General features: G+C 40.5%; 18 protein-coding genes and 2 pseudogenes. All 20 read right to left on the reverse strand.

Translation table 11 applies throughout. The features are described 5' to 3' along the window. Positions 1-223 precede the first annotated feature (223 nt). The 20 genes and pseudogenes from M3189_RS00655 to M3189_RS00745 all read right to left on the reverse strand — a co-directional run bounded on the left by M3189_RS00655 (position 224) and on the right by M3189_RS00745 (position 21,597). Positions 224-1,735: a glycoside hydrolase family 43 protein gene (locus M3189_RS00655; protein WP_251630860.1), complete on the reverse strand. Its 1,512-nt coding sequence runs from the start codon at positions 1,733-1,735 to the stop codon at positions 224-226. Positions 1,736-2,101: 366 nt separating this feature from the next. Continuing rightward, positions 2,102-2,470, reverse strand: a complete 369-nt coding sequence (locus M3189_RS00660) for a hypothetical protein (protein ID WP_251630861.1) — start codon at positions 2,468-2,470, stop codon at positions 2,102-2,104. Between the two features lie 204 nt (positions 2,471-2,674). Next, positions 2,675-3,031 (reverse strand): annotated as a pseudogene (locus tag M3189_RS00665) (CAP domain-containing protein); the annotation flags it as partial. A gap of 1,011 nt (positions 3,032-4,042) precedes the next feature. Further along, a complete protein-coding gene (locus M3189_RS27080) occupies positions 4,043-4,315 on the reverse strand; it encodes a DUF6171 family protein (RefSeq protein ID WP_353057386.1) in 273 nt (90 codons plus the stop codon). Between the two features lie 60 nt (positions 4,316-4,375). After that, positions 4,376-4,771: pseudogene (locus M3189_RS00670) on the reverse strand (alpha-L-arabinofuranosidase C-terminal domain-containing protein); the annotation flags it as partial. An 8-nt stretch (positions 4,772-4,779) separates the two neighbouring features. Beyond that, a complete protein-coding gene (locus M3189_RS00675) occupies positions 4,780-5,583 on the reverse strand; it encodes a polysaccharide deacetylase family protein (protein ID WP_251630862.1) in 804 nt (267 codons plus the stop codon). Positions 5,584-6,018: 435 nt separating this feature from the next. Continuing rightward, positions 6,019-6,999, reverse strand: coding sequence for an electron transfer flavoprotein subunit alpha/FixB family protein (locus M3189_RS00680; protein WP_251630863.1), 981 nt, complete (start codon positions 6,997-6,999; stop codon positions 6,019-6,021). Positions 7,000-7,012: 13 nt separating this feature from the next. Then, entirely contained in the window at positions 7,013-7,807 is a 795-nt protein-coding gene (locus M3189_RS00685; protein WP_251630864.1) for an electron transfer flavoprotein subunit beta/FixA family protein, read from the reverse strand. A gap of 239 nt (positions 7,808-8,046) precedes the next feature. Continuing rightward, positions 8,047-8,898, reverse strand: coding sequence for an aspartate/glutamate racemase family protein (locus M3189_RS00690; RefSeq protein ID WP_251630866.1), 852 nt, complete (start codon positions 8,896-8,898; stop codon positions 8,047-8,049). Between the two features lie 119 nt (positions 8,899-9,017). Further along, entirely contained in the window at positions 9,018-10,394 is a 1,377-nt protein-coding gene (locus tag M3189_RS00695) for an FAD-dependent oxidoreductase (protein ID WP_251630868.1), read from the reverse strand. A gap of 6 nt (positions 10,395-10,400) precedes the next feature. Continuing rightward, positions 10,401-10,847, reverse strand: coding sequence for a GlcG/HbpS family heme-binding protein (locus M3189_RS00700; RefSeq protein WP_251630870.1), 447 nt, complete (start codon positions 10,845-10,847; stop codon positions 10,401-10,403). Between the two features lie 31 nt (positions 10,848-10,878). Next, positions 10,879-11,607: an SDR family NAD(P)-dependent oxidoreductase gene (locus M3189_RS00705; protein ID WP_251630872.1), complete on the reverse strand. Its 729-nt coding sequence runs from the start codon at positions 11,605-11,607 to the stop codon at positions 10,879-10,881. 17 nt (positions 11,608-11,624) lie between these two features. Further along, the gene (locus M3189_RS00710; RefSeq protein WP_251630874.1) at positions 11,625-13,046 is read right to left on the reverse strand and encodes an FAD-binding protein; all 1,422 of its coding nucleotides are present in this window, start codon (positions 13,044-13,046) and stop codon (positions 11,625-11,627) included. Between the two features lie 13 nt (positions 13,047-13,059). Further along, positions 13,060-13,929, reverse strand: coding sequence for an isocitrate lyase/PEP mutase family protein (locus M3189_RS00715; protein ID WP_251630876.1), 870 nt, complete (start codon positions 13,927-13,929; stop codon positions 13,060-13,062). Further along, positions 13,926-14,762, reverse strand: a complete 837-nt coding sequence (locus M3189_RS00720) for an FAD synthetase family protein (protein ID WP_251630878.1) — start codon at positions 14,760-14,762, stop codon at positions 13,926-13,928. The genes M3189_RS00715 and M3189_RS00720 overlap by 4 nt, the downstream gene beginning before the upstream one ends. A 49-nt stretch (positions 14,763-14,811) precedes the next feature. Continuing rightward, positions 14,812-16,008, reverse strand: a complete 1,197-nt coding sequence (locus M3189_RS00725; RefSeq protein WP_251630880.1) for an acyl-CoA dehydrogenase family protein — start codon at positions 16,006-16,008, stop codon at positions 14,812-14,814. Positions 16,009-16,199: 191 nt separating this feature from the next. Further along, complete coding sequence (gene tcuA, locus M3189_RS00730) at positions 16,200-17,699, reverse strand: FAD-dependent tricarballylate dehydrogenase TcuA (RefSeq protein WP_251630882.1); 1,500 nt, start codon at positions 17,697-17,699, stop codon at positions 16,200-16,202. 74 nt (positions 17,700-17,773) lie between these two features. After that, the gene (locus tag M3189_RS00735; RefSeq protein ID WP_251630884.1) at positions 17,774-18,727 is read right to left on the reverse strand and encodes a VOC family protein; all 954 of its coding nucleotides are present in this window, start codon (positions 18,725-18,727) and stop codon (positions 17,774-17,776) included. A 21-nt stretch (positions 18,728-18,748) separates the two neighbouring features. Continuing rightward, on the reverse strand, positions 18,749-19,588 hold the full coding sequence (locus M3189_RS00740) for an alpha/beta fold hydrolase (RefSeq protein ID WP_251630886.1): 840 nt from the start codon (positions 19,586-19,588) through the stop codon (positions 18,749-18,751). Positions 19,589-19,746: 158 nt separating this feature from the next. Then, complete coding sequence (locus M3189_RS00745) at positions 19,747-21,597, reverse strand: V4R domain-containing protein (protein WP_251630888.1); 1,851 nt, start codon at positions 21,595-21,597, stop codon at positions 19,747-19,749. Positions 21,598-21,671: the final 74 nt, after the last annotated feature.

Consider the following 21,671-nt stretch of genomic DNA (forward strand, 5'->3'; position numbering starts at 1 on the left):
TCCTAATCTTAATAAGTGATCGATTGCATTAACTCACTATCCATAATGATTATCCTACTGGTTAGTGAATATTTTAACATATATTTACTTGAATTTTACCAACTTTCTGAATTCAAACCCAACGATAACTCTATGTAGTTCAAATATGTAAAAAGTGCCGGTTACCCGACACCCCTAATAAATTAATGTTATAATCGGTATAGCACATTACCTGTGAAAAAACTTACAAAGAATTGGTGTAACGGAAATAATCAAAATCTGCATATCCGCCAATTTGCTTGGTTGCATAATTGAATAAACCAATCCTGCATCCCATAAAATGGTCAAGCGTATATCTTAACTGGAATGGACGACCAATCAAACGCCATACAACCCCATCCTCAGAATAATAAAAGGTTGCTAGGTCCTTGCTGTCTTCGAAATCAAATTTGATTTTCAAATAAATACTGTTGGACTCATATCGAATGCATTCGACTGTTTCTTCAGATCCTTTACCTCCATTAATACACATAGCGACGTACCGGTCGCCGCTGTCACCCACTTGAATTCCTACCCAGCCGAAATGGTGCTGCATGGCAACTAATCCAGCACGGTCACCTGGTTTCAAATGATGGACTTCCAATAAAGTCATCCCGCAGCAAACAGGTCCTTCTGTTCGCTGTGTCAATGTATTGCGAGCATATTCAACACTGCTTGTTAGATGACCCGTTTCCAATCGCAGAAAACCCGGCCGCGCCAAAAAGGACCACAATTGATTATTTGGATTATGATTCCATTGCCAATTCAATGCCAATTTATTTTCAAAATACTCGAATTCATCGCTAATCACGAGTGGTTTAGTCTCAGACTTGGGTAATTGTGCCTCGAATGTCTTCGGGACTTTCCCATCCCAGCCGAAAACAGGCCAGTCATCAACCCATTTAACGGGGACAACACAAGGAATTCTCCCAACAGCATCATGATCTTGGAAAAGGAACGCATACCAATCCCCTGCTGGCGTGTCGACAATACCGCCCTGTGCTACTCCTTTATTATGATAGCCCATATCGTCATCAAGAAGTACTCGGTGCTCATAAGGACCTAAAAGATCCTTCGAACGGTAACAAAGTTCTCTTCGCCGCCCATTACCGGACTTCGGCCAATCGATGAAGAACAAGTAATAGTAGCCATTCAGCTTATAAGCGTGGCAGCCCTCACATCGAAGGCCAATCCCTTCTCGCTCAGTTTCAAACAGCAATTGATTAATTCCATCCGGTTTCAGGGCCGTTGCCCCTTCTTCCAGCTCTATAATCCGTATTTCACCATTTCCATGAATAACAAAGACGCGTCCTTCGTCAAACAACATACTAGGATCATGATGGAGACCTGGGATAACAGAACGTTCCCATCTAGCATTTTCGATATCTTTTGTTTGGTAAACATAGAACTGTTTCATATCATTACTCGAGAAACATACATAAAATGTATCGCCATGATATCGTAAGCTGCACGCCCATGAACCTTTCCCATAAATGTATTTTCCATTGATTAAATTATGCTCGTCATTATCCTCAAATGTATCAAACACATAATTGACTATCTCCCAGTTCATTAAGTTCTCTGACTTCATAATTGGGCATCCCGGCATCGAATGCATGCTTGTGCTTACCATATAAAACATAGATCCTACTCGAATCACACTTGGGTCCGGTACATCTGCCCAGATAATCGGATTCGTAATGGTGATATTGTTCAATCCTAACCCTCCTAATAAAAAATTATTTTTCTCTGGAATATTGCACGAAAAAGGCAGCCCCTAAGAGCCCAAAGGGCGGGATAGCTGCCTACTATTAATAGCTGCATTAGTATCTTTAGTATTTTTATAAGTAACTATTAATCTAATCTATTCCACCTTCTCCTCTAATTACATAGTATTCTATAATAAGATTGATTGATAATCTTTGTATTTATTGCTTATTATATTGCAAATATTGCTTTTTTATAGTCTTATTAGGATAAGTTGAATTACATTACACTTAAAGCAAATTGTTAAAGAGGTGGAGTTAACAAGTATTACTTATATACAGAAGAAGCACGCTGCTAGAGCGTGCTTCTTCTTAAGTTATTGACGGAATGACGGGTTTCGAAAGTTTTGATACCCTTGGGTTTGGAATCCTGGATTTACAAACGTCTGATGTTGAAATCCAGCTGAACCTGTTTGACCAGAAAGTTCCCGTTCCAATTGATTACATTGGGCAATGACTTCCTGGCATCTCTGAATCGCTAATTCATGTCCTTGGAGACTTTGCTGAATAGTCTGCACTGCCAACCGTTCCTTTTGTACCATCTGTTCAAGCACTTGTGCATTATGTTGCTCATTTTGCAGCATTTGTTCGTATTGGCGGTTTGCCATTTGTGTTTGTTGAATTAATTGTTGTGCTAATTGACGGCATTGTTGTACATGTGTAAGTGAATGTTGGCTTGTATGCATGCGCAAATCCCCCCATGTTAGGACTATTTATGAAACTGTAGGGTCTTAAAATCAACCCTTTAATATGGTCTGCTTTTAGACTCCTTCTCATGCTTCAAGACAAATTCCAAATTATAATTAGAATAAGCTTGTATGTGTTTTCAGAGAACCTTGTACAACTAATTTAGGAAGGAATCATTTACAGATTCCTTCCTATTTGTCACATTATTTACCAATAAACATTTGTGTCCAGTGGTTACCAGACTTTTCGTAACCAACTCCAATATGAGTAAAGTTGCTACTTAAAATGTTCTTTCTATGCCCTTCACTGTTCATCCAAGCATTGACAACTTCCTGTGGTGTACGTTGTCCTTGGGCAATATTTTCCCCTGCTGACTTATACGTCACACCAAAGTCCCTCATCATGTCAAATGGAGAACCATAGGTTGGGCTGGTATGTGAGAAATAATTGTTTTGAGCCATGTCAGCTGATTTCTTTTGTGCCACTCCGCTTAATTGTGAATCGGCTTTTAAGGCTGGTAATCCATTTTTGCTTCGTTGTGCATTCGTTAAATCAATAACTTGTTGTACATATTGACCAACATCACCAGTAGCTGGCGCTGGCGCTGCTGGCTTTGGTGCTGGTGCAGCTGGTGCCGGTGCTGCTGGTTTTGGTGCTGGTGCAGTTGGTGCCGGCGCTGCTGGTTTTGGTGCTGGTGCAACTGGTGCCGGCGCTGCCGGTTGTGGTGCTGGTGCAGTTGGTGCCGGCGCTGGTGCAGTTGGTGCTGGTGCAGTTGGCTTTTGTTGCTGAGCCGGAGGCTGCCCTTGCTGATTCCCTCCAAATTGGTACCATTGAACAGAACCAAATGGAATATATCTATACTGCGCATGTTGGATTAAGATCGCTTTTGTGTGAGGATAACTTTTACTATCCAACGATGTTCGATCAGCAGAGATATCCACAGCATTCAAATTATTATTGTTGGTCCGATTTACATCTTGGTTATTATTATCATGTAATCGATTGTAACGCACATTGTTGGTGTTCATGTTTCGATTAGTCACACCGTTGTTGTTGACATTTCTTGTTCTGTTGTTTCGAATGTTTGTACGATTATTATTTACATTGGTAATATAATCGTCATTGTTGTTTCGGTTATACCCATTTCGATCCCAATCCGGATCGTTGTTATCGTTGTTCGTGTAGTCCTCGGTGAGCGGACCATTGTGGTCTATCCCATCATCTCTTCCATTCCCAACATTCAAAATGGTATTGTCTCGATCAACCCTGCTTGTACGCACTTCGTCCGCTGCATCATTATTGTTATTACATGCAGCTAAACCGATTGTCAAAACCCCTGATAATAGTAACCCTAAAGGTTTTTTTATCAAATTGATTACCCCCTTGCAAAAATGTTTTTTTGCCTTCTTATTTTTGGTCTTTTTTCAAATAATATAGATGGAAATATACTCTATTTCTGCATAAAAAAACCGAATGGAAATAATCTCCAACCGGTTTTTTGTTCATTTGGGGTAAATTACTATTAGAAATCTAAAAAATCTAGGCTCCCGTCTTCGTTCCTTGTTGCTTAACTAGATCACTTTATCCCATTTAGATTTATCTATATTGGGGCAACTTTTATTTTTAAACTTTGCTCGATAGCGTACGATACACCCGCTATGTGAGCAGGTTGTTTCATATTGTAAAAAGCGACAACTATTGCAATGCTTCAATCTATACTGATAAATTTCATCACTAACGATTTGGGAAGGATCCTCTTCCGCATCCAATACTAGTTGCTGAATAACTTCTTCTGATACTATGACACTTTCAAGACAACCTTTACAAAGACCCTTATCAACCATTGTATTTGACACCCCTATTTAGGATTCAATTGATATTGTCACAACTGACATCGGTGGAAGTTGAAGTACATTTACAGTTTGAGCAATATTTGCCATCTGAACCCGGTCATTGTGGTTTTGAAAAATATTAAAGTGTAATCCTGCTACAAGTGCGTCCCAAAGGGTGTTTTGCTGATATAAAAACCATGCATTCGTCCCTTTTTCCACATTAAACCATGTACCCCATTCATCTATAATCAGCCCTACTCGTTTTTGTGGATCATATTTGTCCATAATGGTGCTCTGTTTAGTGATAAGTTCATCCATCCGATAAAGTTTTTCCATCGTGATAAACCATTCATCCTCTGCAAAATCGACCGTTGCACCCTTATCCGACCAATCTCCCGGAACGGTATAATAGTGGATACTTAGTCCATCCATCATCCGATGTGCATTTTTCATTAGCACTTCTGTCCAATTTTATCTCAATCAATTATATTAATTTGCTTTCCTGCCTTTACCTCGACAATAGTATTGTCCACACTAAGCCAAATCGAAATCGCTGAAGGATTGTATACAAAATGACTGTCAGCTGCAAATTTGAGGTTTTGGAATGCCTTTATATAGTCCACGATTTCGATATTCGTTGCATTCCAGATATCATTTCGATTACCGATAAATTCACAAAAGTTTTCAATCAAGTCCCAGTTTTGATCATTATCAAACTCATAACTATGACCCCAGACATACATCATATACAAATATTGCTTTTTATGAAGACCAGCAAAATCCTCGGCAAGTTTCATTAAATTTCGGTTGTGATGACAAGTTGGATTCCATTCCAGAAAGTCATCAGGCATAGAAAAATCCCCAGTACTATGAACGGTTCTGGCGTACTCAATTCCCAAAAATGGGAGCATTTCTTTAATTGATCGATTATAGGAACCATTCGGATAAGATAATCCTCTCACGGTATATCCGGCAATTTTCTCAAGACTTTTCCGATCTTCGATGATTTCTTCGATAATTTGTTCTTTCGGTGACCTAGCTATGGTTGGATGTGTTACCGTATGTGTTGAGATTTCATGTCCTTCGTACAGCTGTGCTGCTTCCTCTTTGGGGATACGATTTTCAAATCCTAATAATCCTGAATTTACATGAAAGGAACCCCTAATTCCATTTTGGTTAAAAATACTTACTAATTTTCTGTCAGCGGCCACGCCGTCATCATAACTCATGGTTAAGACTTTATGTTTTCCTTCCGGGAAAGTCATCAATACCTTGGGCAAAGTTATCCCTCTCATTCTTTAAAAATATGTACTCTAAAACTGATTCAATTAACTTTTTCTACTATGTATGGATCCTATTGATTCCTATATTCTGTTATCCCCTGCCTCGAATGCTTAGTCTTTGAAGTAGTAAGTCTCCGATTACTTTTTTTAATCAAAAATTTCTATTCTTGTGTAAGCGCAGCCAAATAATAAAAGAATAAGAGCTGAATAAACTTGTCCGTATGAAATTAATTCGATTTTATCATTTAACTATCTTTTTTCATAGAATTTAATGAAAATTTTTACTATTCAAATTCCCCATCTGACATGTACGTATAAATCTAAAAAGCCCTCTATGGTTTTTGAGGGCTTATCTTGAAATCTGTATTAGTACTGTTGATTAAATTATCAGCTTGGATGCTTAATTTAATTAGAAAGCAATCCTATATTAATTTATACAAGTACTTTTTTCAACTTTTCAGTTAGTGCAGGAATGACTGTCTTATAATCAGCTACGACTCCAATATTGGCCCTTTTGTAGATTGGTGCTTCAGGGTCTGTGTTAATTGCAACAACTGTTTTGGCATTTGTAATGCCAGCTAGATGCTGACTTGCACCCGAAATACCAACTGCAATATAAAGATCTGGTGCTACAACTGCACCTGTCTGACCTACCTGAAGATTAGAAGGAACCCAACCCGCATCACACGCTGCACGTGAAGCCCCTAATGTGCCTCCTAGTAATTTTGCCAGTGTTTGTAAATCATTGAAGCCCTCTGGACCGCCAACACCACGACCTCCAGAGACAATAATCGAAGCATCCTCAAGACGGATATCTGATAAAGCAGACTGTATTTTCACCACTAGCTTCGTTACGATCATTTCTTCTGAAGGAGAATAGTCAATTGGAATAATTTCGCCAACAGCTTTCTCGTCAATCACAGCTAATTCCTGACTTTTTTGACGGATACCAACTACTACCTTAGAACGGGTAGTGGTATATTCTCCATACGCCTTGTCGCCATAGATTGGGCGAATCCATGTTGGTTTGTCATTGCTGGTATGAAAATCAACTACTTCCGTTATAGCAGATGCGCAATTACGTGTAGCTAATCTGCCTACTAAATCCTTCCCCATCTTGTCGAAAGACAGGATAAGGATATCGGCTCCAGACTGTTGAAAAACAGTCTGGATGCTGTTAACAAACAGTTCAACATCATATTCTGTTAACAAAGGATTAGAAATGGTGTAAGCGATGCTTGCCCCACTCGCTATTGCTTCCTTAGCGCCAGCCTCAGCAAAAGGTCCAAATGTGACTGATCGAACTTCGCCTCCAGTGGAACTAGCCAAGCGACTGCCAAATGCTAGCGCTTCCTTGGCACCTGAACTCAAGCCAGTCCCCTGTTGATTTGCAAATACAAGAATTCTCGACATAGTTGAATTCCCCCTATATTACCTTGAGAGCAAAAAGCCGGTCAGCTAATTCGCTAGCAAGTTCTGCGCCATCATTGCCAGGCAAGACCTCGCAAGCAACTTCCTTTTTCAGGACGTATGCCCGCTCTAGCTTAACACCTGGTTGACAACGCTCATGATCAAGATTAAGATCTTCTGATTCTAATAGTACAATGGGTTTACTTCTCGCCAGTCTAATATCCTTGACCTTCGGAAGCCTTGGAACGTTTGTCTCAGAGCTTATGATGGTAAATACAGCAGGAGATGGAACACTGACAACAGCATATCCACCTTCAACTTCAACCGTAGCCTTTGCACTATTCTCTTCCACCTCAAGGTCCGAAACAAGTGTTACGCAAGGAATTCCTAGTTCTTCAGCCATAACAGGTCCAACAAGACCTTCCTCGATATCACTTGCTTGGTACCCTGTCAGCACAAGTTGTACTCCACCTAAGGACTTAATGGTTTGTGCTAGAATATGGCCAACAGCCTGTCCGTCTAGATTCTCCCATTCTTCATCCCACACCCTTACAACTGCATTCGCAGTAAAGGCGAGTGCCCTGCGTAGTACCTCCTCCGATTCATCATCCCCAAGGCAGAGAGCGGTTACGGTTGCTCCAGGTATTTTATCTCTAAGTTGAATGGCCAGTTCAAGTGCATTCTCGGCAAACGAGTCCAGTACCAAATCGGTGTCACTTTTATCCGGACGATTTGTTTCAGGATCAATTTTAAAATATTTTGGTGTAATTTCCGGATCTATAACTTGTTTAAGGCAGACAACGATGTGCATATTTATTTCACCTCAGTAATGTTAACATTGATTGATTTCCTTTTAGTTCCCTTAGTGGGGGTTTTTGTTTAGGGCGGGCACTAAAAACCTTCTTTGATTCCCTTCATCACGCTTTTTCCCGGTCGAAGGGCACCAAAGACCCCTTTTGATTGCCTTCAGTACGGTTTTTCCCGGCTAAAGGGCACCAAAGGCCTCTTTTGATTCCCTTCATCACGCTTTTTCCCGTCAGAAGAGCACCATTAATTCTTAACTCCAACTCCCTTAACCGATAAACCATTATCATCCTTAGGATTTGGAGAAGGAACAAGTCCGTACATTTCTCTTAACCTTTCCACTGCCTCAGCAGGCGGCTTTGCATTATAGTATCCGCGTCGCGTCATGTAGACACCAGAGTTTTTTCGTAAATCTACAAGGGACTCACACATTTTAATTCCAGCCGCAAAGGAGTCAACTACTGGTACATCGCCAATTCTAGAGATCCCCTGGGTTGCTAGAAAGACATTCATCGGGCCCTCTCCTGGTATGATGACATCTGCACCATCTGCAATCGCCAGCTCTGCAGCTTTTTTGAAAGACTCAATAATCGGTTCAGGATCATTGAATCCAGCCATAATGTCGTCAAAGCCCACTTCCGTCTGTACGATAGGTCCTAGCTTTCCTCCTAAACCGTACTTATCAGCATTTTGTCGAAGCTCATCTGCAAGCGGCGCCAAGAAATTCACAACGCCAATCCGGTCACCAAGCATCGATGCCATATGGAAGGAGGCTTGACCATATCCGACTACAGGAATATCAACCAATGTTCGTGCTTCTAAAAGACCTACATCCGGAATCGTAGCAATGAACATTGCGTCATATCCAGCCTTTTCAGCCGTCAGGGCAGCCCGTACAAACTGTTCCCGGTGAAGATTTTGTAAATAGGAATGTGTTATAAATATTCCTGGGTAATGTGAAGGATATGTTTCTTCTGACATACCATGTAAAACAACCTCCACGTCCGGGCGGGCAATCCTGCTCACATGATTGATGATTGCATCCCGATAATGTGGAACCCGGTCAATAGTTGTAAGACTTTGATGCCAAATTTTCATATAAAAAACCTCCTTTTTCGTATATTTTATATAGAATGTAACTTAGCTAGGCTATTCGCCAGTATTTCTAGCCCATCCGCCAGTATTTCTCGCTATCCGCCAAAAACATCTGCCTCCGCTCAAACTACCGCATTCTCAGCAACTGCAGCCTTTACGGCCAGCCGTCCAAAAACAGCACACTTTCCTAACGAACTTCCCGTCATATAACCTGCTCCGTGGAATCCTCCCGTTACCTCTCCTGCTGCATACAAACCAGGAATAGGCTCTCCGTAAGGGTTCAGGACCTGGGCCCGCTCATTTACAGCTATTCCTGCATAGGTAGCAAGCATGGCAACAGTTGATTCAAAAGCATAGAAAGGCGCTGTTTCAATTGCTGTTGGTTTTCCATAGTTATGGGTCAACGACTTTCTGCCAAAATCATGATCTTCCCCATTTTGAACGCCTTGATTGTATCTAGAAATGGTATCTTCCAGTACTTCTACTGGTACATCAATACAATCTGCCAATTCTTCTAACGTGTCTGCTTTGTACAGAAGTCTGCGCTTCTTAAGCAATTCAAAATCATAGAGGGGATCATCTAAAACACCCTTATCCATTACGGTCTGATCCCATACTTGATAGCTGATCTGTTCGGGCTGTTCGAATGCTGCTTTTCCTAATAATTTATAAGAAATAGACTCATTCACAAACCGCTTCCCAAGCTGGTTCACCATGATGGCTCCTTTATAAAATGCCAATCCCTGCGACTTTAACTTCCCAGCTGCACTTGGATGAAATCCGTATGTCCCATTCAAATAAGGGAGGTCCTTCATCCATGCACCATGCTCCCAGGCCATCCGAATCCCATCACCATGATTGCCGGCCCCGCCTATTCGTAAAGCACCCTTTAATTGTGGAGCAAGCTGTCCGAGAAGCTCTTCACTTTTCGCAAAACCACCAGAGGCAATTACTATTCCCTTAGAAGCAATTGCCGTTCTATCTTCTCCATCCACTTCATATAAAACTGTATCAATACGCCCTTCATCATTCTTCAGCAGTCTTCGTGCGGGAGCATTAAAATAAATGTTCACGTTCGCTAGCTGCTTTACTCTCCTGTATAGAGACTGGATTGCCTGATGAGGATCAATAATATGTCCGCGGGGAACACTATGACCGCTTACTGCTTCCAACGACCTGAACTCGATATCATGGTCAACCAGCCATTGATAGGTCTCGAGCTGGTGTCTGCCATATTCAGCTACAAGTGTTTGATTATTTACCCTGCCGCCAACCTCGATCATATCTTCCAATAGCGATTCAGTGGAATCGATAATTCCTGCTTTTTCCTGCATATCTGTTTCTGCAAAAGCCATATAACCTGAGCTTAGGACAGTACTTCCGCCCAGTTCATCTTGTTTTTCAAGCAGCAGGACGTTGACGCCCTGCTCTCCTGCCTCAACCGCTGCACACATTCCCGCCAGTCCGCCGCCTAATATGATTAACTCATAGGATTCCATATCCTATCACTCCTCTGATTCAAAGGCTTTTAACACTTCTAAGCCTGCTTGACAGACCTGCATATCATGAGAATAATGTCCACCGCTAACTCCAATTCCACCAATTAATTCGTTATTGATTTTGATTGGATACCCACCGCCAAAAATAACAAGTCTTGGTGTATGTACAATCCCATGGAGCAATGGAGGATCATCCTTTAATCTGTCATACCATTCATGTGTTGCGCGGTTATAGGCTGCAGCGGAAAACGCCTTATTTTGAGCGATTTCAAGGCTTAGAATCGGTGCACCATCCATCGCATAAAATGCTTTTAAATTTCCTGGTTTGTCAACAATTGCAATACTAAAAGGAATTCCTAGTTCTTGTCCCTTTACTAAAGCAGCTTCGAGCATTTTATTTGCTAAAGCAAGGCTAATATTTTTTGATTCAATTGCTGTTGTAATATTCTCCATTTTATTTCCCCTTTTCTATCAACATATTAGTTTATAAATTTACTGGTCTTCCATTTCCAAATGCTTCGATTACTGTTGCGGATACGGCTTTCATTTTTGGCAGACACAAATCTACGATTACAGTTGCCATGTCTATTGGATGCAGCCAATTATCTTTGTTCGCATCTGGTGCAATATCTTCCATCATCTTTGTGTCAACTGGGCCAGGGCAAACCGCATTCACCCTAACATTGAAAGGTTTTAACTCTTCTCCTAATGCTTTGGAAAATCCAATTACAGCCCATTTCGAGGTAATGTAGGCACTTCTATCTGGGCCACCTTTTGTTCCCCAAATGGATGATAGATTGATAATGACACCATTTCTTTTCTCTTTCATTTGTGGTACTACTGCTTTCGCACATAAAAATACACCGCGGGTATTGATTTCTTGGACAAATTCCCACTCTTCAACTGTTGTTTCATCGAATGGCTTGAGCAGCATAACACCTGCATTATTGATTAATATATCTACACTTCCGAGTTTTTCTACCGTTTCCTGAACAGCTTTGTTCACATCATCCTCAGAGCGAACATCACCCGAAAGAGCAATAGCTTCACCAGCAAGCTCTTCCCGAATATAAGCAGCCACTTCCGACGTTTCTGTTAGACTACGAGAAAAAACAGCTACTTTTGCACCATGTTTTGCTAGGAGGATACATGTTTCCCGGCCAATTCCCCTGCCGCCTCCAGTAACAAATGCAACTTTATTTTTCAAATCCAAAGTTAATCACTCCTTTTTTACACTCCAAGTTTTCTATCACTGCTAACGTAAGAAGCTGCATGCTCGCCGGCTCGTTTCCCAAACACAAGGCCTCGAAGCACGGAAGTGCCGCCAGGATATTTTCCATAGTAAAGACCAGCAGTTTCACCTGCGACGTACAAACCTGGTATTACCTCATCATCCTGTGACAAAACTCTGCCATTTGTATCAGAAGCTATACCTCCATTCGTGAAAACATTGGAGCAGACAATTGGGTAGGCAATATATGGCGCTTTATCGATCGTTATCGCCCAATTTGATTTAGCCGGTGTAATCCCAACAGCCTGTTTTCCGTCCTTCTTATCCCAATGGAATTCCCCTGGCTGTACAGCAGCATTAAAGGATTCTACTGTTGAAATTAATTGATCTGCTGGCACCCCAATTTTCGCAGCTAATTCCTCTAGTGTATCGGCCTCAATCGCCGGTTTATCCGTTTCGATTGCTCTCTCATAATTCGGAATATCGTACATTTTTTGGTCACTGATCATATAGGCGATATGGTCAGGGAGGTCGTAGAAAATTTTACGGGCTACCGCTTCGTATTGTTCGTCTACTGTGGAAATTCCTTCATCGACAAAACGGTTGCCATTTTTATCAACCAAAATCGCATAAGGGTAAGTCATTACGGCTGCTTCTTCCCGCTTACTTCTAGGGTCCACTGGTTCTGCATGAAAGGCATCGAATTGACCCGCTCCTTTCGCTCCTATTGCCATTGCCATCCGAATACCTTCCCCTTTGTTGTAAAGGCCGCCTTCGGCTACGGTCCGAATTTTATGTGCATTCCTGCCAACATACTGTGCCATCATCTCTTGATTTCCCTGGAATCCGCCAGCTGCAAGAACAACGGCACCGACTTTCAACTGAAGTGAGTTTCCACCCTTAACCCGGACCATAAGTCCGTTTATCGCACCTTCATCATCAAGAAGTAAATTCCATGCTGTTGCCTCATAAATAATTTCAACACCAAGTCCGCCAGCACGTCGTGATAATGTATCAATGATTGCCCGGCCGCCGCCAACTGGAAGCAGCCGCGGTTTTGAAGAAGTTAAAAACATCGTTGGCAGGTAGTCAAAATCTACCCCTTTTTCCTCGACCCAGCGCAGTGTACTTCCTGCGTTTTCTGCGAGCGTTTCTATGTACTCCCTATCGGAGAAATCATCAGAGAACGCCATCATATCTTCTACAAAGTTATCTGCGATTTCATCAATATTCTTCATTCGCATGTAAGAGGCCGTCCATCTGGAATTTCCGCCTCGATGATCGTAATCTGTACGTTCTAAGATTGCAATTCGTAAATTCCTTCCTTCTTTCTTGGCACTTTCCGCAGCAGACAAAGCTGCTGCTGTGCCTGCCACCCCGCAGCCAATGACTACAATGTCATAATCCAATTCTCTCTCCATTTTTTGGTCCTCCTTATATATTTAAATACTTCTTTTCCCACTCTTTGATTTGATTCAGTTTGAAAAGAGACTGTCTTTCTTCCCAGGTACAAATCAAAGGTAATAGATTTTCCTGTGAGCCTTCTTCTTTTAGAATTCTTAAAGAATCAGTGATTCCTCTAATAGCGGAACGAAGTGCTGTATTTGCACACAGCATGATTTTAAAACCGATTTCCTCTGCTTCTTTTAAGGAAATAAGCGGGGTTTTGCCGCCTTCTACTAAGTTAATAACCTGTGGGATTCCTTTTAGTGAACTTGTAATTTGCCTTAATTCTTCAACTGTATTTGGTGCTTCGACAAAAATTATTTCGGCACCCGCCTCGTAATAGGCAAAAGCCCTATCTATCGCATCTTCCACACCATTAACGGCTATCGCATCTGTACGAGCCATAATTGCTAGATTTTCATCCTTTCTTGTATCTAAGGCAGCCTTGATTTTTCCAACCATTTCTTCCTTCGAAATGACATCTTTGCCGTTAAAATGGCCGCATTTCTTTGGTGATACCTGGTCCTCCATCTGAATGGCTGCGACACCTGCTCGTTCAAGTTCTTTAACAGTCCGAATCACATTGATGGCATTTCCGAACCCAGTATCGCCATCTACTACAATCGGAATATTGGTAACGTCGGCCATTCTAGCAACAATATCAACTACTTCCTTTAGAGAAGTTAGTCCCACGTCAGCCCAGCCAAGCTGTGCATTAGATATACCAGCTCCCGTTGCGTAAATCGCCTTAAAGCCAGTTTCTTCTATCAATTTTGCTGACATTGCGTCATATGCACCAGGAAGAATAAAGGAACCTGGTTCATGCAGCAGCATTTGAAAATCTTTACATTTATTCATCGAGTTAATCCTCCAACTTTTAAAATAGGACGAGAAGAGGGAGCCTCCTCTGAGATACGCTGGTGCCAAACGATTGATAGGGCCCCTAGCAAAAATGGCGGAAGTTCTGAAACCGGTATAAGTGATTTTTCTTCGACCATTGCTTCTGTAAGCATTGATAAATTACCTAAATTAATGGTTACCGCATACTTTCCGGGGGCAGGCAATGTATAGTAAGGATTCAGCTTGAAGGTTTGACCGTCCCACATTCCTTCCACTTCATAGCAGCATCCTAGAAAATCGGGCAGTTCCTCTACTTTGCCACAAGCTAATCTTTCACGAATACTAGTCGAGCTGATTTTCTCGCCCCGGCATGCTACTTTTTCCACTTTTGTCGCATCAATGATTCCACCACTATCAATCTTCAAACGCTCTAAATTTCCAATTCCCCTAGAACCATAAGTAAAATCAAAACCGGCGACTGCATGGATAACCCCAAGATTGACCAGATAATCATTAACATATTGTTCAGGTGAAAGAGCGGCAAATTCCCTCGTGAATTCAACAATATAAAAGGTATCGATACCAAGCCCCCGAAGAATTTTCTCCTTAACAGAAAGGGGAATTAAATAGTCAATTTGTTTTTCCCCATTTGACAGGACAGACTTTGGATGTGGAAAGAAACTCATAACAGCAAGCTGCACACCCTTTTCTTTCGCTATCCGTAAACCTGTTTTAATTACTTCCCGATGTCCGTAATGGAGTCCATCAAAAAAACCAAGTGCCATTACACATGCATCTGCCTTACCTTGCCAATCTGCCAAATTATCACGGTTTATATAGATCGTTTCCATACAGTCTCCTTTCTTCTTGATTAAGATTTTTTGATAGATTCGGAGTATCCTAATATCTTAGTGCATTTGATTCTAAGCCTGCTAAAACGCGTCCATAATTTTCTTTGGTGATTAACGGTGAAATCGTTCTGTGTGAATAGAGCGTCCAAAAATCACGGAAAATTCTTTGTAGCGGGTGACCTTCATATACGTAACCTGAACCGCTGGCCAGAATTAATATATCGAGTGCTTCCTTACTAACTTGATTGGCATAACCGATATCAGCTAGAGCCTTAACTCGTCCTGGCTTATCCATGAATTTACCGCTGGCAGCCCACGCATCTAGCTCATCCGCCACACGGTAATAATGCATGGAAGCGGTATCAATTTTTAAAGCAGCATCCGAAAGTAATGCATGGAGAGTCGGTGAATCAATTAAGTTTTCTACACCAATATGAGCAGCTTTTCGATTAGGTAGTACTTGCTGGAAAAATTCTAACGCTGCCTTTACCAATCCTAAGCCTGGTAATGCCAAAGACAATGCTAGAGCCGGAAATAGCGCCGTATTGTAGAGTGGGATATCGCGTAAATGTTCTGATTTAAATTGACCGTTTAACACTTCTGCAAAAGAAACGACTCGGTGTTCTGGAATAAATACGTTGGTCATTTTCACACTGTTACTTCCCGTACCCTTTAATCCCATAACATGCCAGTCATCCATAATTTCTACTTCTTCAAAAGGAACTGTCATTAAGGCTTGATCCACAAGGTTTCCTTCATCATCCCTTATTACCATACCGAAGTATCCCCAAGTCGCATGGAGAGAACCCGAGCAGAACATCCAGAACCCTTCTTCAATTAAATATCCACCGTCTACTTTTCGGGCAATACACTTTCTAGGTTCATATACGCCTGCAAAAAGGACATTATCTTCATTCTCACCGAAAATTTCCTGGTGCGTTTTTTCTGTAAATGATTCCGCTACCATAAGTTCCCGAATTGCACAAAGTGAGAGAATCCAGCCTGTAGAAGCACAGCCACGTGAAATTTCCACAATACAATCTGAATATGTTCTCATATTCGTTTGATAACCGCCATAATTACTCGGGCGAAGCAGTTTAAAAAGGCCAGCTTCCTTTAGTTCATTGATAGTTGCTTCTGGAATTCGACGGATTTCTTCGGTTTCTTTTGCTCTTTCCTTTAGTTTTGGAACAAGGGATTTGGCTTTTTCTACAAGAAAAGTGTCACTTTGAGCAACTTTTATCATTTTATATTCTCCTCTTCACCTTTATTATTCCTCTGATTTGATTTAGCTCTTTCTTAAATTTTAGAAAATTATAAAATTAATTTAAAGGGTAAAAACCTTTCAAGTTTGAAACATTTTTAGATAACTTTTATTGGTTTTCTAAACTTAAAATTGCACTTTTGTCCCAAAGAATAGAAATTAGTAAGGTTTTTTTACGAATTTATTGTTTCCTTTGTTTTGATAAAATGGGCTGCATGTTCTCCTGCCCTTTTTCCGAATACAGAACCTGCCATTAACCCTGCACCTCCAGGGTAATTAAAATAAAATAGTCCCCCTACTGCCTCACCAGCAGCATATAATCCTGGAATAGACTTGGATAACAAATTCTGAACCTCCGTAGCTGTGTTAATTTTCAGACCGCCAAACGTAAAGGTTATACCGCAGGTAACAGCATAGGCTTCAAACGGGCCATCCTCCAAGGGAAGAGCCCAATTTGATTTCTTAACTGCTAACCCTTCTGTACATCTGCCGTCCTTGATATTTGGATTAAACGGTATATCTTTACGGACAGCTGCATTGTATTCTTTAACATTTTGTAAGAAACCAGCTGGGTCAATTCCTTCAAGTTTTTCAGCTAATTCCTCTAATGTATTGGCTTTTACTTTTGTTACTTGTCTGCCTTTATATTCCTCCCGTAACAAATGGGTAACCTTTTGATCAAAAATCTGCCAAGCGAATTGTCCCGGCTGATCCAAAATTAATCTTCCATATTTCGCATAGGTGTAATTACGGAAATCAGCACCTTCATCGACAAAGCGTTTGCCTTGGGCGTTTACCATGATTCCAAAGGGATAACTTAACTTTTGAAAGCCTTCCGTAAATTCTGGCAAATAGCGGTCCCCTCCAACTGAATGGCAGCCTGACCAGTTGCCCGAGGAAAGTGCACCAATATTTAACGCCATTTGAATACCTTCTCCAGTATTAAACCTGCTCCCTCTTGCATGGGCCAAGTCCCATTTTGGTCCAAGGTACCGGGTTCGCATTTCAGGGTTAGCATGAAAGCCTCCAGAGGCCAATATAACAGCTTTCGCCAGGACCTTTGCACTATTGCCATTATGGTTAAATATCACACCCTGTACACCATTGTCATCACGGATTAGTTCCACCGCCATCGCATCAAACAAAATCTGAACCCCTAACGAGGACGCCTCTTTATGAAGCGCTTCGACCAATCCCGGCCCCCCGCCTACCGATTCAACAATCATACCGCCCCAGAATTTAAATTTACCGTCTACTTTAAAGGCTTGCCGACCATATATAGGCACCCATCTTACCTTGTGATCCGTGAGCCATTTCATCGTTTCAAAACTTTTTTCTGTAAGAATGGAAGCTAATTCTGGGTCAGTCCGGTACTCTGTGACCCGGCACATATCATCATAAAATTGTTCCTCACTATAGACCCCAAAATCCGAAGAATCAATATCCTCTTGTGAAAGGTCGGGCATTATTTCTTTTAAATCCTCGACACCATTATAGGAAAACCGAATGGATCCATGTGTGAAGGTGCTGTTTCCTCCTTTTTCAGCTTCAGGTGCTTTTTCAAGTACAAGGACGTCAGCTCCGTTCTCCCTTGCGGAGATGGCTGCGCACATGGCAGCATTACCGGCACCAACTACCACAATATCTGTCTCATAAATTTTGATGTCACTCATTCTCTATCTGCCTCTCTTCCAAAAAATTTCTTTTAAAAAAGCTGACTCGTTTACTTTTGAGTCAGCTTTCTCATTTATGCCTCGATTGTTGGTTTGTTCATTTCTTTATCCATGACAGAGTCACCCCAATAGGTGTTGGCTATTGAATGATCCTCTTCTGTCCACTCGACAGGCTCCCAGTCAGGTTCAAAAATTAAATATGAATTACTAAACAATTCAACACGGCAGCCGCTGCCTGGATCAATCACATATAAATATAGAGCTTGAGAAACACCGTGTTTACCTGGGCCAATAAACTTAATACCTTCTTCGCTTAAAATATCAGCTGCCCGTAAAACATCCTGTGCATTATCCAGCCAATAAGAAATGTGGTGAAGCTGGTTTGGCGTTTTTGCCTCTGGTCTTGTGATAACAGCTATGTCGTGAACCAAAGGTGTCACACTCATCCAGCCTGCTAACGTTTTCTCGTTGTTATATCTTACATATTCACGTAGCTTAAAGCCTAACTGGTTACCCAAGTAATCAAGGATTTCCTGAACATCCATTGATGTAGCAATATTGACATGGTCAAATCTTCTAGGTGAACAGCCACGGGCCCAAGCCTTGTATGTTTGATTTTTCAAGACAGAACGTCTTTTTTCGTCCGCTTTCGGTTTTTCAACATCATAATAGATTTCAAAGGAATGCTGACTTGGCAGTTTAAAACGAATTGCCCGCCCTTGACCCGTTTCTTCACCTGCTTCAATCCATTTTACTTCCGTTCCCGCTTTTTCAAGAAGCTGAGCAAAACCCTCTACATCTTCAGGGCGCTTCGTTCTCCAGCCGATATGATCAACATACCCTCTATCCCCATCTGTTAATGATAGGGAGTGATGTTCAAAGTCACCCCAAGCCCGTAAATAATACGTACCGTTTACTTCTTCCGTTACTTCAAGCCCAATCACATCACGGAAAAACCATAGTGATTTTTCAAGATCAGGTGTTACGATAGCGACATGCCCTAACTTTGCAATTTCAGGTAAAGTCATTTTTAATTCCTCCTCAAATTATTAGATTTTATTAGAAAAATAGTTTTGAATTAAATGATTAAAGCTTTCCTGCTTTTCAATTTGTGTCCAATGTCCACAATTACCGTATACATGCAGTTGTGAATTCGGAATATGTGATAGTAAATAATAGCTGGACTCCACCGAGCAAACCATATCATCCCGTCCATGCACGAGCAGTACAGGATGTTCAATTCTTCTTAGGGCAGTCACAGGTACAGGGACAGCTGCTGTTGCGAATATAGAATCATTGGAAATACGGACCTCTGGTTTCATCGCTGTTTCATATCGATAATCCGTTATCGCTTCAATGATTGGTGCCATTGCCTGTGCATCATATACAAACCAGCTCATAATTTGACGTAATTTCTTTGGTGAGGGATTGTCATAAAATCCCTTCGCACGGGCTAATTCTGGACTTAATTTGGTATTTGGCGTTCCTCCTGGACCCATTAAAACCACTCGATTAAATCGCTCTGGATGTTCTAATAGCAGCTCTAGTGCAATCGAACATCCTAATGAATTCCCCACTAAATGGGCCTTTTGAACACCTAAATCATCTAAAAGCTCCATAAGTTGATTTACCCATAAATCCATCCATCCCTGTCTATTCTTAGGCAATGTCTCCGGATGACTGCTGTCTCCAAATCCTAAAAGATCTGGTGCAAGACAGTCATACATTTCACTGCAGGCATTTAAAGCATAACGCCAGTTCGCAAACGCTGTAACACCTGGTCCGGAGCCATGTAGAAATAAAATCACTTCGGAATTCCCTTCACCAGCACGATTTAAATATGTTTCAAAGTTAGCCGTTTTAATTGATTGTTGAGTAATGTTTGTCAACCCTATTCTCCTCCTTGTAAAATAGAAAACAATCTAGTTTGAAATCCCTTACATTTTTGGTTGTTAGTGAAATTTTAGAAGATTTACTACTATTTATCTAGACTAATAACTACTTGATTTTACGTTGGTTTTTAGTAGGTTTTTATTGGATTTTAAATTTATATTTCTAGTTCTCCTAAAGCTAACAGTGAATCTAGAATCAATAGTAACTGGTAGCTTTGTGATGAATCTCGTAAGTCTTTTCCAATTAGTTTTTCAATCTTGTTAATCCTATACATGAGACCACTCATCGATAATGACAAATCATCCATCGTTTGCTGGAGTTTTCCTCCATTTGTTAAAAATACATAAAGTGTTTTCATTAATTCTTTTTGTTTACCATTCCCTAATGTATAAAGAGGTCCCAATTCTTGTTTGGCAATTTTCTTAATCCCGCTTACATTTTTGGAATTAATTAGAATTCCCACAATACCCAAATCATTAAAATGGATAATTTTCTTTTCCGTAGACATTCGTAAAGAAATAAAAGATTCATCTAAATTGTCCAGAATATGTTCTATATCTTCAGATTTGTCACTGATTCCAATTTTATATTTATAGGAAGGATGGGTCGTTTCAATATGTTTTAAGATTCTTTCCATATTCGGTAATATATTTGATGATTCTGGGATCAACATGATGATTTTACCTTCGTATTGACCGACAAGCGCTTTATGTCCCTGAATATCCAAATACTTTGCAATTGATTCTAGAATTTGGTCATAGTGTTCCTTGTTTTCTATCGATGCCTTGCTAGTCTCTATATAGTCAATTGCTGCAATATAAAAAGCTGATTCTAGATTAACCCCCATGTATCGACCGCGATTAATGATTTCTTCCCTTGAAGTATATTGTCCCTTTAAAATTTGTTCCAAAAAATAACCTTTCATTTTTTCAAGGGCTTCAAAACTCGTCTTTTCATTTAAGAGGTATAAAGAAGCAGCATTTGCCACTCGCTCGATAAACATAATATTATTCTCAGTGTTCTCATCACCCTTTTGATAAAGAAATGTGCAGTATCCAATTACCTTTTTTTGTACAATGATGGGTGTGACTAGCCGTTCCTGATTTTCAGTCTGTAATCTAGTTGTCTCTTTAAAAAGAGGAAGTAAATTATTTTTCCTATTTTTCCGAATTAAACTCTCCTTCAGTTCTTTACTAAGACTGTTATATTCTTGTTCGTTCACACCCGAGTAAACAATTTTTTGAAAGCTTAAATCCTCAATTGATATGGGAATTTGTAATAATCCAAAGGAGGTATCAGCAATATCCTGAAGATTGCTGCCGTTTGAAATACTTTCCGTTAATTTCTTATGAAATTTGGATACCTTCTCGATATAATTACGCTGCTCTAACAATTGTTCATAGGTATACTCTAATTCTTCAATGATATTTATTTCATGATAGAATTTGACCTCCTCCTGAATCTCCATTCCCCAGTCCTCTTTGAGCTTCATTTCAAAACAGCATTCAGGGTCACCTTTAGCCATACAACTAATCTCTTTGACAATGACACTCTTTTTACAAATCGTAGACATATAGCCACTTGCATATCCAGTTAGCGTATGACATTGTGGTGAATCTGATTTTCCATGATGTTTAAGATGCTCAGAAGCTTCAAAAGAATGAATCCACTTTCCTTTTCCACTTATCGTTTTAATATTTTCGGAATCAACCATTTCAATAAATCTTTCAGATTGGATATCTCCAATATGTCCAGTACTTAAATGGAGAACGGAGGCTTGTTTAATAAGGTATTCTATTGAGGTACTCGCTTTCATTGCTTCTTTTGCATCACTGACACCTAGGCTCCAACCATAACGAAGCAAAAAGCCCTTGGCTCTCTTTGAACCTAAATTCTCGATTATTCCCTTACGTAAAAGACCAAAGGCTCCCGCAGTGGTTAGAATTTTTTTATTTCCTTCTTCTATGTAGTTTGGTTCCAGTATATTGCTAGAGTTACCCTTCATAAGCTCACCTTTTTCCCATTAAAGATTATTTATAAGATTAATTTCATCCATTATTTTTTAAAAAATAAAGACTC

The organism is Neobacillus niacini (assembly GCF_023715415.1).
Taxonomy (GTDB): Bacteria; Bacillota; Bacilli; order Bacillales; family Cytobacillaceae; genus Neobacillus; species Neobacillus niacini_C.